The sequence below is a fragment of the Frigoribacterium sp. ME-P-080 genome, assembly GCF_030209595.1.
GTDB lineage: Bacteria > Actinomycetota > Actinomycetes > Actinomycetales > Microbacteriaceae > Frigoribacterium.
The window spans coordinates 25,165-37,758 of sequence record NZ_JARVRR010000011.1 but is presented as its reverse complement, the minus strand read 5'-3'; the positions used below and the strand labels follow the sequence as shown (position 1 = coordinate 37,758).

18 protein-coding genes and 1 tRNA gene are annotated in these 12,594 nt (G+C 71.7%); 6 read left to right on the top strand and 13 right to left on the bottom strand.

Annotated elements, in window-relative coordinates; translation table 11 throughout:
- Positions 1 to 118 precede the first annotated feature (118 nt).
- The 12 genes from QRN23_RS15420 to QRN23_RS15365 form a co-directional block, all read right to left on the bottom strand.
- Positions 119 to 454, bottom strand: a complete 336-nt coding sequence (locus QRN23_RS15420) for a hypothetical protein (protein ID WP_285064032.1) — start codon at positions 452 to 454, stop codon at positions 119 to 121.
- Positions 455 to 572: 118 nt separating this feature from the next.
- Entirely contained in the window at positions 573 to 857 is a 285-nt protein-coding gene (locus tag QRN23_RS15415) for a hypothetical protein (protein WP_277960136.1), read from the bottom strand.
- 32 nt (positions 858 to 889) lie between these two features.
- Positions 890 to 1,531, bottom strand: a complete 642-nt coding sequence (locus QRN23_RS15410; RefSeq protein WP_285064031.1) for a BTB/POZ domain-containing protein — start codon at positions 1,529 to 1,531, stop codon at positions 890 to 892.
- A 55-nt stretch (positions 1,532 to 1,586) separates the two neighbouring features.
- Positions 1,587 to 1,889 carry a hypothetical protein gene (locus QRN23_RS15405; RefSeq protein ID WP_285064030.1) on the bottom strand — a complete coding sequence of 101 codons (303 nt, stop codon included), beginning with the start codon at positions 1,887 to 1,889 and terminating at the stop codon, positions 1,587 to 1,589.
- A gap of 7 nt (positions 1,890 to 1,896) precedes the next feature.
- Positions 1,897 to 4,134 carry a TNT domain-containing protein gene (locus tag QRN23_RS15400; RefSeq protein WP_285064029.1) on the bottom strand — a complete coding sequence of 746 codons (2,238 nt, stop codon included), beginning with the start codon at positions 4,132 to 4,134 and terminating at the stop codon, positions 1,897 to 1,899.
- On the bottom strand, positions 4,131 to 4,523 hold the full coding sequence (locus QRN23_RS15395) for a DUF6507 family protein (protein ID WP_159828199.1): 393 nt from the start codon (positions 4,521 to 4,523) through the stop codon (positions 4,131 to 4,133). The genes QRN23_RS15400 and QRN23_RS15395 overlap by 4 nt, the downstream gene beginning before the upstream one ends.
- Positions 4,520 to 4,927: a hypothetical protein gene (locus QRN23_RS15390; RefSeq protein ID WP_285064028.1), complete on the bottom strand. Its 408-nt coding sequence runs from the start codon at positions 4,925 to 4,927 to the stop codon at positions 4,520 to 4,522. The genes QRN23_RS15395 and QRN23_RS15390 overlap by 4 nt, the downstream gene beginning before the upstream one ends.
- Positions 4,917 to 6,062 (bottom strand): DUF6177 family protein, encoded by a 1,146-nt coding sequence (locus tag QRN23_RS15385; protein WP_285064027.1) that lies wholly within the window; start codon positions 6,060 to 6,062, stop codon positions 4,917 to 4,919. The genes QRN23_RS15390 and QRN23_RS15385 overlap by 11 nt, the downstream gene beginning before the upstream one ends.
- Positions 6,063 to 6,227: 165 nt before the next feature.
- Positions 6,228 to 6,298: transfer RNA gene (locus tag QRN23_RS15380), tRNA-Gly, on the bottom strand.
- A gap of 166 nt (positions 6,299 to 6,464) precedes the next feature.
- Positions 6,465 to 6,977, bottom strand: a complete 513-nt coding sequence (locus QRN23_RS15375; protein ID WP_285064026.1) for a hypothetical protein — start codon at positions 6,975 to 6,977, stop codon at positions 6,465 to 6,467.
- On the bottom strand, positions 6,974 to 7,729 hold the full coding sequence (locus QRN23_RS15370; protein WP_285064025.1) for an Asp23/Gls24 family envelope stress response protein: 756 nt from the start codon (positions 7,727 to 7,729) through the stop codon (positions 6,974 to 6,976). Before QRN23_RS15370 ends, QRN23_RS15375 begins: the two co-directional genes overlap by 4 nt.
- Positions 7,726 to 8,382: an RNA polymerase sigma factor gene (locus QRN23_RS15365; protein WP_350224707.1), complete on the bottom strand. Its 657-nt coding sequence runs from the start codon at positions 8,380 to 8,382 to the stop codon at positions 7,726 to 7,728. Before QRN23_RS15365 ends, QRN23_RS15370 begins: the two co-directional genes overlap by 4 nt.
- Positions 8,383 to 8,537: 155 nt before the next feature.
- On the opposite strand from QRN23_RS15365, the gene QRN23_RS15360 reads away from it, so the two are divergent.
- The 5 genes from QRN23_RS15360 to QRN23_RS15340 are packed head-to-tail and all read left to right on the top strand — an operon-like array spanning position 8,538 to position 10,714.
- Positions 8,538 to 8,972 (top strand): Asp23/Gls24 family envelope stress response protein, encoded by a 435-nt coding sequence (locus QRN23_RS15360; RefSeq protein WP_285064024.1) that lies wholly within the window; start codon positions 8,538 to 8,540, stop codon positions 8,970 to 8,972.
- A complete protein-coding gene (locus QRN23_RS15355; RefSeq protein WP_123571013.1) occupies positions 8,969 to 9,160 on the top strand; it encodes a DUF2273 domain-containing protein in 192 nt (63 codons plus the stop codon). The genes QRN23_RS15360 and QRN23_RS15355 overlap by 4 nt, the downstream gene beginning before the upstream one ends.
- Entirely contained in the window at positions 9,157 to 9,525 is a 369-nt protein-coding gene (locus QRN23_RS15350; RefSeq protein WP_285064023.1) for a hypothetical protein, read from the top strand. Before QRN23_RS15355 ends, QRN23_RS15350 begins: the two co-directional genes overlap by 4 nt.
- Complete coding sequence (locus QRN23_RS15345) at positions 9,522 to 10,112, top strand: DUF6286 domain-containing protein (protein WP_056044383.1); 591 nt, start codon at positions 9,522 to 9,524, stop codon at positions 10,110 to 10,112. Before QRN23_RS15350 ends, QRN23_RS15345 begins: the two co-directional genes overlap by 4 nt.
- Complete coding sequence (locus tag QRN23_RS15340; RefSeq protein ID WP_285064019.1) at positions 10,109 to 10,714, top strand: hypothetical protein; 606 nt, start codon at positions 10,109 to 10,111, stop codon at positions 10,712 to 10,714. Before QRN23_RS15345 ends, QRN23_RS15340 begins: the two co-directional genes overlap by 4 nt.
- Positions 10,715 to 10,790: 76 nt before the next feature.
- On the opposite strand, the gene QRN23_RS15335 is transcribed toward QRN23_RS15340, so the two are convergent.
- A complete protein-coding gene (locus tag QRN23_RS15335; RefSeq protein WP_123571017.1) occupies positions 10,791 to 11,771 on the bottom strand; it encodes an NAD(P)H-quinone oxidoreductase in 981 nt (326 codons plus the stop codon).
- 49 nt (positions 11,772 to 11,820) lie between these two features.
- Between QRN23_RS15335 and dcd the strand changes: the two genes are divergently transcribed.
- Complete coding sequence (gene dcd, locus QRN23_RS15330) at positions 11,821 to 12,408, top strand: dCTP deaminase (protein ID WP_056044378.1); 588 nt, start codon at positions 11,821 to 11,823, stop codon at positions 12,406 to 12,408.
- The last annotated feature ends 186 nt before the right edge of the window (positions 12,409 to 12,594 follow it).

The following is a 12,594-nucleotide window of genomic DNA, read 5'->3' as shown; positions in this document are numbered from 1 at the left end:
GCGTCGGGTGACGACGAGGCAGTCCGTCCTGTTCGCGTGGTCACCGACGAGGACGTGCGCCAGGTCATCGAGTCCCTCTGCCGCCATGACGACGCGCACCGATTCGATCGTCGCCATGTCAGGCCTTCCCCGGTCGGTCGTCTCGTGACGCCTGCCACGTCTCGTGGGCGAGCCTGTTCTTCTCCCTGATGCGCGACATGAGTGCGTCCTCGTCGGCCCTCAGCCTGATGAGACGCAGGAAGTCGTCCAGAGCGTCGGAGAGTTCCTCGTACGTGCGAACGCTGGTCTCCTCGACACCGGCACGTTCATTGGTCGAGAAGGACGTCCAGACGCCGTCCCGTCGGGTCAGGACCAGGGCGTCCGCCGAGCCGGCGTGATCATCACCGATCACGTAGGCGAACCTGTCGAGCCCCTCGGCCTCGATCGTGGCGACCGTTTCTTGGAGCGTCGTCATGAGTTGCTCCTCCCCGTGTAGTCGCCGTCGATGACGTGGTCGTAACGAAGGAGGGCTTCATCCCTGAGGACGGCCAGGGTCTCGTCAAGCGTCGGCACGACACCCTCGCGGTCGGCAATCAGTCATCGGGATCTGCGCCTGCATCGAGGAGGGCCCGCAATTCCTCCAACCGGGCGAGGTTCTGTAACTGGAACATGAACTCCGTCACGGCAGAGCCCTCATCCGGATGCTCGACGAGCGTCAGCTCTTCGACCAGACCTCGTTCGTCGCGCAAGAAGGTCACCCACACTCCGTCGATCTGCCCGATCACGTGCGCGCCGGAGACGGGCAGGGACGTGTTCCCGATGAGGAAACGGAGGTGCCCGAGCCCGGCCGCTTCCACTTCTGCTCTCAGTCCGTCCACGTCGGTCCTACTCATCAGCCCTCAAGCACCGGCTAGACGTCCTTCTCAGCCGTGGCCTCGGAACGAAGCCGCTTGACGAGCGCGATGCCGTCGAGCAGAACGAGGAACCCCTCGACTGCCGACCGCTCGTCCGGATACGTCCGGACGCTCTTGACCCTGGTCAGCCCTCTTTCATCCCTGACGAAGGTGCTCCAGCCACCTTCGCCCTGGGCGATGACGAGTGAGTATGGACGCTGTGTCTCCCCGTCACCGATCAGAAAGTTCAGATGCCCGAGCCCGAGTTGGTTGACGCGGTTCGGCAACGAGGCGAGAGTGTTCGAGTCGTCATCAGTCATGGATCTCCTCGAGGAGGCGGTTGATCCTCTCGTGTAGTCACCATCGATGACGTGGTCCAAGCGAAGGAGACTCTCAGCCTCCAGGACGGCCCGCAGCTCGTCCAAACGGGCGAGGTTCCGCAGCTGCGACATGAACTCCGTCACGGCAGAGCGCTCATCCGGATGCTCGACGAGAGTCAGCTCTTCCACGAGACCTCGTTCGTCGCGCAAGAACGTCACCCACACCCCGTCGATCTGCCCGATCACGTGCGCGCCGGAGACGGGCAGCGACGTGTTGCCGATGAGGAAACCGAGGTGCCCGAACCCGGCCGCTTCCACTTCTGCTCGCAATCCGTCCACGTCCATCACGCTTCGCGACGCGATGGCGACCGACGTCGCTCGACCGGCCACACCATCACGCGTCCGTGGGCCGACCGAGACGTTCCGCATCTCGTTCTCGCTGCAACGTGGCAAGTAGGCCTTTCAACCGCATGAGCTCGAGAAAGTCGTCCAAAGCTTCGGACTCGCTGGAGTACGTTCGGACGCTTTCCTCCATGACTGCGGCACGTTCGTCCCGAGAGAACGACACCCACCCCTCGTCTCTACGGCACAGGACGAGGCAGTCGGTCTCGTTCGCGCCGTCAGAGCCGATGACGTACTTGAGACGATCGAGCCCCTCCGCCGTCAATGCCGCGCGTGTCTCATCGATAGTGGTCATCTCGCTCCTAGTTCGGGACTCTCTTGAGCAGACCGAGCTCGACCATGACATCGGCTCCGAACGGCAGCTGGTACTGGGTACCACCGCCGACTTCGCCGAAAGCCTTGTCGATCTCGCCCGCGAAAACGCGGATGTTGTTCCAGTCCGGATTGAAGAGCTTCATCGTGACATCGATCTGCATTTTCAGCTTCGTGTTGGTCGACGCGTCATACGCGGCCCGGATGTTCTTGAGGTCGCCGACGACCTCGTACGTGTGCAAATCGTCTTCAACCCAGGGCAGCGCCCGAGTTCCGTGGGCGGCGTGCGTACCGTCCGCGTTGAGCGGAGAGGTGAACCGCCCCGTCTCTGGGCCCTCTCGATCAAGTCGCGTGCCGAGGGGGATGTCGGGGTCGGGCGTCTTGATGGGGTGTCCGTCCTCGTTCAACGTGAATCCGTCGTGGGGCGCCTCGTCTTTCCAGTTGACCTTGCCGTCCGCCCCGAGGACGCTGGCGTCCTTCGGCACCTGCTGATCGGCCGGCCACGTTCCCTTCTCGCGGAACACCGCGCCGGCGTCGGGGTCGACAACGTCCAGGTAGTTCGCGAGTTGCTCCCGAGTCATTCCGCTTCGATCCACGGCGCTCGGTGTGGTCGTGCTATTCGAGCCGGGGGCGTCGCCGCCCGAGCCACCCGTTCCGGTATCGCCGTCGGCGTGACCGGGCTGGTCGGCCGCGGGGGCGTCGTCGGCGTGACCCGCGCCTCCTGCGTCCTCGCGGACCGGCGGGGCGGACGCGTCCTCACGGACCGGCGGGGCCGACGCGTCGTCACGGACCGGCGGGGCGGACGCGTCGTCACGGACCGGCGGGGCGGACGCGTCGTCACGGACCGGCGGGGCGGACGTGTCGTCATGGACGGGCGGGGCGGACGCGTCGTCACCACGGACCGGGCCGGGCGTCGTGTCGGGGCCGTCGACGCGCGTGGGCGGTGGCGCGAGGCCGTCGGCGCGGACGCCGACGACGTCGTCGAGGCGGGTGAGTTGCTCGTCGAAGCGCGAAGGCGCGGCGTCCGGCCCGCGACCGGCCGAGCCGTGCCCTCCGGTCAGGAGACGCGTGGTCTCCGACATGGCGTTCAGGGCGTGACCCGCGTGCGTCAGGCCGATCCGCGACAGGGAACCTTCGGGGGCACGGAGCGCAGCTCGTTCCGCGGCGCCACCGAGCCGTGCGAGGCCCGTCGCCGCCTTCGTCCCGCCGACGGCTGCGCCTCCGACCGGGACGAAGAACGAGGCCACGCCGAGGGTGGCGTAGGTGCCGGCCGCGACCGGGTCCTCGTCGTACATCTCGGGCGTGCCCACGATGCCCTGCGTGACGCCCTCGATCGTGGTGCGGTACCAGTCGACGGCCGGCTGGGCGGCCGCCGGCACCGTACCGGGAGGTGCGTACGCCAGCGCGATCGTCGCCGGACTCGTGATCGCGATGGCCCCGAGCCCCTGGAGCAGGCCGCCCCAGGCCTTGAGGCCGAACTCCATGGTGACGCCCGTGCCGCCCTGGATGTCCCAACCCACCAGGGCACCGGCGCCGTAGGCCGCCTCGGCGATGAACATGCCGAGACCCGTGCCCATCGACTCGGAACAGGTCTTGTGCGGGTCGCCCGGGGCGCCGTAGGGCAGGTCTTTCATCGAGTCGAGCTGCTCGGCCGACAGGCCGACCTGCTCGGGGAAGCACATCGGGTCGGTGCGCAACGCGTTGATGCCGTTCTCGCACTCGGCTCGGGCCGCGTCGATCTTGGCGACCTCGGCGTTCACCTCGCCGAGCAACTCGTCGTTGCGGTTGCGCGAGGGGATGTGGTCGTACCACTCGACCGTGGTCTCGTCGGGCCCGCTCGAGATGTACGAGTTGTAGCTCTCCGTGCTGTAGGTGACGCCGCCGGACACCTCGGCGGTGAAGGCCTCGGCCTCGGTGACGAGCTCCTTGAGCCGGGCGACGGGCGCGGCGACGGCCGTGGCGAGGTCGTCGAGCAACGTCGCGACCTGGCCGAACGTGTCACCGAGGGTCTGCGTGCTCGTGCCGACCGGGTCCATGGCGACGAACAACTGCTCGGCCTCGGGCGCCGCGTAGACGCCCGACAGCCCGGACCAGGAGGTGACGACGCCCGCACCCTTCTCGGCGATGGCGGTCGCCGTGCTGCGGAAGGTGGCGGCGGACGTCGAGATCGCCGCCGGGTCGATGGTGACGCCGGGGATCGCACCGGGGACGATCAGCGAGGGGCTCATCGCGGCACCCCCGGGGTCGAGACGGGCGGGATGCCGGCGGCGCTCTGCTCGCTCGCCAGCGCGGGTGCCTCGGCGGCCGCCGTCACGGCGGCGGACTGGGCGTTCGCCGCCATCTCCTCGTCGCCGGCGACGTAGGCGATGGTCGCCTCGGCGGCACCGGTGCCGCACGACTCGATGCGGTTCACGACCGACGTGAGGGTCGTCGCCTCGGACTCGATCAGCCCGAGCACCGCGTTGGCCACGCCGACGAGGAGGTCGCCGACACCGCCGCTCAGCTCTTCGTGACCGGTCTCCAGGCCTCCGGCCGCGGTGCCGAGGTCGCCGGCCGAGACCTGGACCTCGGCCAGGACCGACTGCACCCCGGAGGGTGAGATCGACCACGAGCTCATGAGCGTGCCCCTTCGTCGGTCGGCGCGGGCGCAGTCGTCACGGGCGCAGCCGTCGCGGGCCTCGGCCCACCCGGGACCGCCTCGACCACGACGCGCCCCCCGGTGTTGCGGACGAGCGCCTGGACCACCGCGTCCGACACCGGGTCGGTGCCCGGCGCGTACGCCTCGGTCAGCCAGCTGCCCGCCTCGACGTCGACCCCGAGCAGGACGGAGGCGTCGGCCGGGTCCTCGACGTAGGTGCTGCGCACGATCGCCAGCACGAGCCCGTCGTCGGTCGCGATCTGCAGCCCGCCGCCGTTCCAGAGCTTGCCCAGCCCGAGGTACGGGTCGATCTCGGCGGCCGCACGGGCACCGTCGACGGCGGTCACGGGCTCGGGCGTCACCACGGTGTACTCACGAGGCACGGTGCACCCCCGGCGGGGTCATCGCGGCGAGGATCTCGTCGGCGCCGACGACCTCGACCGCGTCGGCGAAGCGGTGCCAACGGGCTGCGGCCGCGGCACCGTCGACAGCACCAGCACCAGCACCAGCACCAGCACCGACCTCGGCGTCACCGGCCGGCCCCTCGTCGAACGACACGAGCACCGACGGCGTCCGCGACGACCCGAGCACCCGTCCGCCGACCCGACGGACCAGGCCCTCGACGTCCAGCTGCATGCCCCGGACGCTCCGGGCCCCGACGACGGCGGCGAGTGGCTGCGGTGCGACCCGGTCGTGGGCGGACACCGTCCCGTCGGCCCGGCCGGACATCGACCACGCCGTGGCCAGGAGGACCTGCTGTCGACCGGCCACGTCGGCGAGCGCGTCCGCGACGACGCCCGGCGCGACGGCACCGGTCACGACGATCCGGGTCTCCTCGATCACCCCGTCGTCGCTGCGCGCGATGCGCACCCAGCCCCGGTACCTCGGCCCGGAGGCGTCACCGCCGGCCACGTGGAACCGCGTCTCGGAGGGCATGCGGCTGCGCGCGGCGGCCGTGAAGAAGTCCCGGTCCCAGACCGTGGTGGCCGGCTCGGTCGTCCCCCACAGGGTGCGCGTTCCAGGCGCGAGCGCCTCGACGAGTCGTTCGAGCGTCCCGCCGAGTCGGGCCTCGGCCCGCGCCCGGTGGTGGGTGACGACGGCGAGCTGCGTCCACGGGACGGCGTCGGGGTCGACGGTGCGTCCCTCGTCGAGCCGGACCGACGACGGCGCCTCGTCCTGCGGCAGCGGGTAGCCGTCCTCGGTCACCCCGAGGCCGTGGGCCGGTGAGCGCACCGGCTCGAGCGTGACCGCCCGACGCAGCGAACCGTCGGAGGCGCGGGTCAGCCAGACCCCGCCGAGCACGTCGAGCAGGTGGAACAGCGAGTACGTGAGCCGCGATGCGGGATCGGTGACGAGGGCGACGCGGGTGCCCGGCCCGGCACAGTCGACGAACAGGGCCGAGAGGCCGCTGGACACCCCGACGACGGGCTTGCTCGACCGCGACTCGACCCAGCCGGGCCCGTGCGTGTCGAGCATCGGGTGCAGCAACGAGACGGTCGTCGTGGCATCGTCGGTCATGGCTTCCCCCCGGTAGCGGCGACGACCATCGTACGGGGGCGGCGCTCCCGGCCGCCGTCGGCCGAACGCCCCACGAGCCCGTACCCCGATGACGTGGGAAGAGACCTGACGGCGGTGGTGACCAGGCCGTCAGCCCGGCCGTCACGTCACCTCAGAGAAGAAGAGAGCGAGTGACGGGAATCGAACCCGCGCTATCAGCTTGGGAAGCTGAAGTTCTACCATTGAACTACACTCGCGCGGCGCCTCGGAGGCGCGTCAGACCACTATAGCGGCCCGCGCCTCCCGTGCTCCCTCCACCCTGCCGAGCGTGTGGCACCGACGAACGGACATCGCACCGCCGCGTTCCGCGGTGCGACGTCAATCAGGCGGTGCGACTCCGCGCACCACCGGCAGGAGGCGCGCTCAGGCTCCCGTCGCGACCGAGACGATGCGCAGGTCGACCGACGCCGGCGGAACGGGCTCCCCGCTCACGCGGTCGAGTAGCGCCTGGGCGACCGCACGGGCCACGAGCGGGCCGGAGCCGCTCTCGTCGACCGCGATGTCGAGGGTGATGCGGGTCTCGAGGTCGGCCACGGCGATGCCGACGAGGGGCACGGGTCGACCGGGGGCGGCGGCCTCGGCGGAGGCCGGGTCGGCGCGCTCGGCGTCGGGGATGTCGGAGGCGGGGACGCCCGGGTCGGCCGACGTGGCTCCGGCGATCGAGGCGTCGCTCTGCACGGTCGAGCCCACGACCCCTCCGCCACCGACGACGGCGCTCAACCCCTGGAGGGCCGAGCGGACGACGCTGCCGAATCCGGGCCGGGCCCGGACGTGCACGACGCCGTCGACCGATGCCGCGATCTCGCCGAGCTCGGCGGCGAGCAGGGACAGGTCGGCCGGACTGATCGGGGCCCGCAGGCCGTCGTCGTCGCTCACGCCGCGCCTCCTTCGCTCTGCAGGTGGACGTCGTCGACGACCACGTCGACGCTCTCGAGGGTCAGTTCGGTCTGGCGGGACAGGCTCGACGACACCGCCGACTTGACCGCCTCGGCGAGCGCGGGCAGCGGTTCGCCGAAGAGGCCGCTGACGACGACCTCGACCCGGACGAGCGCCCCGGGCACGCTGACGTCGCCGAGGATCGTGCACGAGATGACCATGGCTCCGTCGACGCCGTCGCCCGCCTCGCGGATGAGTGACCTCACGGCGCCCTCGGTGATGTGCAGGGTGGAACGCTCGTCGATCGAGGCGAGCGGGATCTGCCTCCCGGCCCGCGACTCGAGGCGCACGCGGTCCATCACGCCCGAGATCCAGCTCGGGTCCGGTGCGGGGCTCGCCGCGGCGTCGGACTCGAGCAGTCGGGCCCCCATCGCCCGGAGGCGTTCGAGGGCGGCGAGCTGGGCCCGGGCCTCGGGCGACTCCTCGATCTCGGGGTCGTAGGGCTGCCGACCGGCGTCGAGGTAGTCGACGAGACGCTCGGGCGAGACCCCGTCGTCGATGCCGTCGACGAGCTCGTCGGGCGACGGGTCGGCGTCGCCAGGCGCACCCGGCTCGACGGAAGCACCCGGGTCGACGGGCGCACCCGGGTCGACGGACCCACCCGGGTCGACGGACTCGCCCAGGTCGACGGGCACGTCGGGCGGGGTCGGGTCTTCGTGGGCGTGGTCGGTGCCGTGAGGACGGTCACTCATCGCCAGGCCTCCATCTCGCGGGTCAGGGTCTCTCGTGCCCGGGCCAGTTGCCCCCGGACCGCGGTCACGGTGGTGCCGGTCCGTTCGGCGATCTCGGTGTACGACTCGCCACCGACCTCGCGCAGCGCCCACACCTGCCGTTGGCTGGCCGGGAGCCGCGCGAGCGCCGCACGCAGCGCCTCCATGGCGTCGTTCGAGGACGCCCGGCGTTCCGGATCGGTCGTGGGCGTCGCCGCCGGCAGCTCGAGGTCGTCGACATCGTCGGTGAGGCGTCGCGACCGGATCAGGTCGAAGGCCTTGCGCGACACGATGCGCATCATCCAGCCCTTGACCGCCGCGGGCGTCTGCAGCGTCGGGAGTTCGCGCCAGATCGTGATGGACGCCTCCTGCACCGCGTCGGTCGCGTCGGCTCGTGAGCCGGTCAGCCGGGTGGCGTACGCCGTCATCAGCCCCAGATGGCGGCGGAGCAACACCTCGAAGGCCCGCTCGTCACCCTCGGCGGCACGCGACGCGAGCACGGCGTCGGTGGCCTCGGTCAGGTCCGCCGCCATGTCCGCCTCCTCTGCTGCTGCGTCCGCCCGGGCCCCCAGGACGAGGAGGCGCGGGTCACGACCCGTGAACGAGTCACGACCCGTGGATGAATGGTGACGCATTCCGTGACGTTCGGGCCACGGAAAGCGTCTCATCCCTGGATACACCGGAATCGGTGCGCGCGGGAGACCGTGACCGGACCCGTCGGCGGCGCGTCCGGTAAGACCGAAGGGCGACGCGGACCCGTCGCACATCGTCCGATCAGAAGGAGACACCGATGGCCACCACCGACGCGACCCCGAAGAGCACCGTCCCGAGAGGCACCGTCGGGGTGCCCGGCAGGACGGTGGTCGCCGACGGCGTCGTCGCCACGATCGCCGGCATCGCCGCCCGCGAGGTGCCCGGCGTCTTCGCCCTCGGTGGCGGCACCGCACGGGCGTTCGGCGCCCTTCGGGACGTCATCGGCACGACCGACCTCGGTCAGGGCGTGCGCGTCGAGGTCGGCGAGACCCAGGTCGCCGCCGACGTCACGATCGTCGTCGCGTACCCGGCCCCCCTGCACACGGTCGCCGAACAGGTGCGTGCCGCGGTGGCCGGGGCGATCGAGCAGCTCGTCGGCATGGAGGTCGCCGAGGTGAACGTCGCGATCGTCGACGTCCACATCCCCGGTGACGACGACGTCGACGCCACCAGCGAGAGCCGCGTCTCGTGACCGCCACCACCACGGGCATGGCCGTCGGCGCCGTGCTCGCCGTCTCGGCCCTGGCCTTCGGGTTCTGGGGCTTCGTGCTCGTCGCGGTCTTCATCGCCGTCGGCGCGCTCGTCGGGCGCATCGTCTCGGGCAGGACCGACGTGGCCGGGCTGCTGGACGCCCTGCGCGGACGGCGCTCGTCGTCATGACCACCGCCGGCACGGATCTCGCCGAGACGGGACGCGTCGTCGCGGGGCACGTCGGCATCCCCGCCAAGGTGCTGCAGAAGGTGGCGGTGGCCGTCGTCGCCGAGACCCTCCACGTGCGTCGGGCCGACGTCCGCGTCCTGGCCGAGGACGACGCCGGTCGGCTCGCCCTGCGCGTCTCGACGCCGGTCCGCGTCCCGATGCTCTCCGAGGCCGTGACCATGCCCGAGGGCGGGGTCCTCGCCGTCGTCCGCGACCTCCAGTCCACCCTGACCCGTCGGCTCTCCGAACTCGCGGGGCGCACCGTGTCCCGCGTCGACGTCACCGTCAGCGGCAGCCGCACCGACCGGACGGGGCGCACCTCGTGAGCGGGATCGACCCCGGCCTCCACCGCCGTGTCCTCCGACGCGAGCAGCACTCCTCGCGCTCGGGCAGCGCGATCGTCGTGCTCGTGTTGCTCACGCTCGTCGTCGGGTACGTCGGGGTGGAGGCCGTCTACGCCGCGCTCGGTCGACGGGCCCTGCTCTTCTCCCCGGTCGACGTCCTCGCGACGCTGACGTCGTCGGTCGACGGCGGCGGCACCTCGGGCCTCGTGCTCGGCGCCGGCGTCGTCGCGGCGGTCGTGGGCCTCGTCCTGATCGGCCTCGCCGTGACGCCCGGCCGTCGCGGACGCCACACCGTCGACGACGACCGCGTGGCGGTGGTCGTCGACGACCGGGTCATCGCGTCCTCGCTCGCCCGGGCCGCCCGTGTCTCGGGGCGCCTCTCGGACCAGCAGGTCTCGGCGTGGGTGTCCCGTCGTCGGGCCCAGATCGACCTGACGCCCGCGTCCGGCCTCGCGGTCGACGAGCAGTCGGTCGAGGCCGCCACCCGTTCCGAACTCGAGTCGGTCGCCTACCGGCCCGAGCTCACGGCTCGCGTCCGCACCACCGACACGGGGAGGGTCGGCGCATGACCTCGAGCAACCGGTTCGCGAACCGCCTCCTCCTGTTCGTCGTCGGCCTCGTCGCCCTGGCCGTCGGGGCGTTCCTCGTGATCGTCGCCCTGCCCGGCGGCGGCGTCCTGCGCGACCTGCTGTCGCCCGCGTCGTCGGCCCTCGACGACGCCGTGGCGGCGACGCCGATCGACCCGTCCGGTGCGACGGGTGGCAGCTGGCTGCCGGTGGCCCTCGCCCTGCTCTGCCTGTTGCTCGTCATCGTCTTCGTCGTCGCGATCCCCGCCCACGGGCACGGTCGCACCGACAGCGTCGTGGTCCAGGACGACCCGGCCGGCTCGATCGCCGTGTCGAGCTCGTTCGCCGACACCGCGATCACGGACGCGCTCCACGACCGCCGCGACGTGGCCTCGGTCGGCGTCTCGGCGTGGACGGTCGCGGGTCGGCCCGCCCTCAAGGTGCGGGTGCGGCTGACCGCGGGATCGTCCCCGGCGCCCGTGGTCGCGGCGACGTCCGACGTCGCCCGCGGGCTCGACCGCGTGCTGGGCGAGACGGTGCCCGTGCTCGTCGAGATCACCGGCGCCTCGGCCGTGCGCAAGGGGGCCGACAGCCGCGTGTCCTGACGACCCGCGCCTCCTCGGCTCCGCGACCCGCGCCTCCTCGGCTCTGCGACCCGCGCCTCCTCGGTCCGGCTCGGCCTCAGCGGACGGCGAGGAGGATCTTGCCGCTGTGCCCGCCGGACTCCATGCGCTTGTGGGCCGTGGCGACGAACTCGAGCGGGTAGACGCTGTCGAGCACCGGTCGCACCGACCCGGCCTCGACCAGCGGCCAGACGTGCTCGCGCACCTCGGCCATGATCGCGCGGCGTTCGTCGAGGGGCCGGGCGCGCAGCGTGGTGGCCCAGACCCGACCGCGCTTGGCCATCAGGCGCGACAGGTCGATCGTGGCCGACGGGCCGCCCTGCACGGCGATCACCATGATCCGACCGTTCACGGCGAGCGCCTCGACGTCGCGGGCGATGTAGTCGCCACCGACCAGGTCGAGAACGACGTCGACGCCGCGGCCCTCGGTCAGCTCGTCGACGACCGCGACGAAGTCCTCGGTCTTGTAGTCGATGCCGCGCGCGGCGCCGAGCTGTTCGCAGAACGACGTCTTGTCGGCCGTCCCGGCGGTGGCGTAGACGGTCGAGCCGAGCGCGACGGCCATCTGGATGGCGATCGAGCCGACGCCGCTGGCGCCACCGTGCACGAGCAGGGTCTCGCCCGGCTTCAGCCCGGCGCTCATGAAGACGTTCGACCAGACGGTCGCGACGGCCTCGGGCAGGCCCGCCGCCTCGACGAGGTCGACGCCGCGCGGCAGGGGCAGCACAAGGCCCTCGTCGACCTGCACGCGGTCGGCGTAACCACCGCCCGGCAGCAGGGCCACGACGTAGTCGCCGACGGCCGCGGCGGTGACGTGCTCGCCGGTCGCGACGACGGTGCCGCTGACCTCGAGCCCGGGCCAGCCGGGCGCCCCGGCGGGCGACGGGTAGTGCCCCTCGCGCTGGTTGACGTCGGCGCGGTTGACGCCTGCGGCGGCGACGTCGATCACGACCTCGCGGGGGCCGGGCACCGGCTCGGCGACCTCGGAGACGACGAGGGCGGAGGGCCCTCCGGGCACGGGGACGGTGATGGCACGCATGCGTCCATCCTCCCCCCGTGGCCCGGCACGCGCTGACTAGTCTTGTCGCGTGCTGCTCTCCGACCGCGACATCAAGCTCGAACTCGACGCCGGCCGCATCGGCCTCGACCCCTACGACCCGACGCTGATCCAGCCGTCGAGCATCGACGTGCGGCTCGACCGGTTGTTCCGGCTCTTCGACAACCACAAGTACCCGTTCATCGACCCGGCCGAGGACCAGCCCGAGCTGACCCGCCTGGTCGAGGCGAAGGCCGACGAGCCGTTCATCCTGCACCCGGGCGAGTTCGTGCTGGGCAGCACCTACGAGTTCGTCACCCTGCCCGACGACGTCGCGGCCCGCCTCGAGGGCAAGAGCTCGCTCGGGCGCCTCGGCCTGCTGACCCACTCGACCGCGGGCTTCATCGACCCCGGCTTCGGCGGGCACGTCACGCTCGAGCTGTCGAACGTCGCCACCCTGCCGATCAAGCTCTGGCCCGGCATGAAGATCGGCCAACTCTGCTTCTTCAAGCTCAGCTCGCCCGCCGAGCACCCGTACGGCTCGTCCGAGTACGGCTCGCGCTACCAGGGCCAGCGTGGTCCGACCGCCAGCCGGTCCTTCCAGGGCTTCGTGCACACGGACGTCTCCGCCCGCGACTGACCGCTGCGCGCTCGCGCTGCGCGCGTTCGCCCCGCGCTCGCGCCGCGTTGGCCCCGCGCGTTCGCGCCGCGCTCGTCGAGAACGCAGGAGGCGCGGGCCGCGTCCCCGACGGACGCCTCCTCCGGAGACGAGAAAGGGGTGCGGAAGGAACCCGACTCCCTCCGCACCCCGGCGACACGAGAGAAA

Bases quoted from the DNA above. Each gene is read 5' to 3' on its own strand.
- QRN23_RS15350 (WP_285064023.1), top strand. From the start codon at position 9,157: ATGACCACCGCCGGCACGGATCTCGCCGAGACGGGACGCGTCGTCGCG.
- QRN23_RS15395 (WP_159828199.1), bottom strand. From the start codon at position 4,523: ATGAGCTCGTGGTCGATCTCACCCTCCGGGGTGCAGTCGGTCCTGGCC.
- QRN23_RS15340 (WP_285064019.1), top strand. From the start codon at position 10,109: ATGACCTCGAGCAACCGGTTCGCGAACCGCCTCCTCCTGTTCGTCGTC.
- QRN23_RS15365 (WP_350224707.1), bottom strand. From the start codon at position 8,382: ATGCGTCACCATTCATCCACGGGTCGTGACTCGTTCACGGGTCGTGAC.
- QRN23_RS15400 (WP_285064029.1), bottom strand. From the start codon at position 4,134: ATGAGCCCCTCGCTGATCGTCCCCGGTGCGATCCCCGGCGTCACCATC.
- QRN23_RS15370 (WP_285064025.1), bottom strand. From the start codon at position 7,729: ATGAGTGACCGTCCTCACGGCACCGACCACGCCCACGAAGACCCGACC.
- QRN23_RS15360 (WP_285064024.1), top strand. From the start codon at position 8,538: ATGGCCACCACCGACGCGACCCCGAAGAGCACCGTCCCGAGAGGCACC.
- QRN23_RS15420 (WP_285064032.1), bottom strand. From the start codon at position 454: ATGACGACGCTCCAAGAAACGGTCGCCACGATCGAGGCCGAGGGGCTC.
- QRN23_RS15385 (WP_285064027.1), bottom strand. From the start codon at position 6,062: ATGACCGACGATGCCACGACGACCGTCTCGTTGCTGCACCCGATGCTC.
- QRN23_RS15405 (WP_285064030.1), bottom strand. From the start codon at position 1,889: ATGACCACTATCGATGAGACACGCGCGGCATTGACGGCGGAGGGGCTC.
- QRN23_RS15335 (WP_123571017.1), bottom strand. From the start codon at position 11,771: ATGCGTGCCATCACCGTCCCCGTGCCCGGAGGGCCCTCCGCCCTCGTC.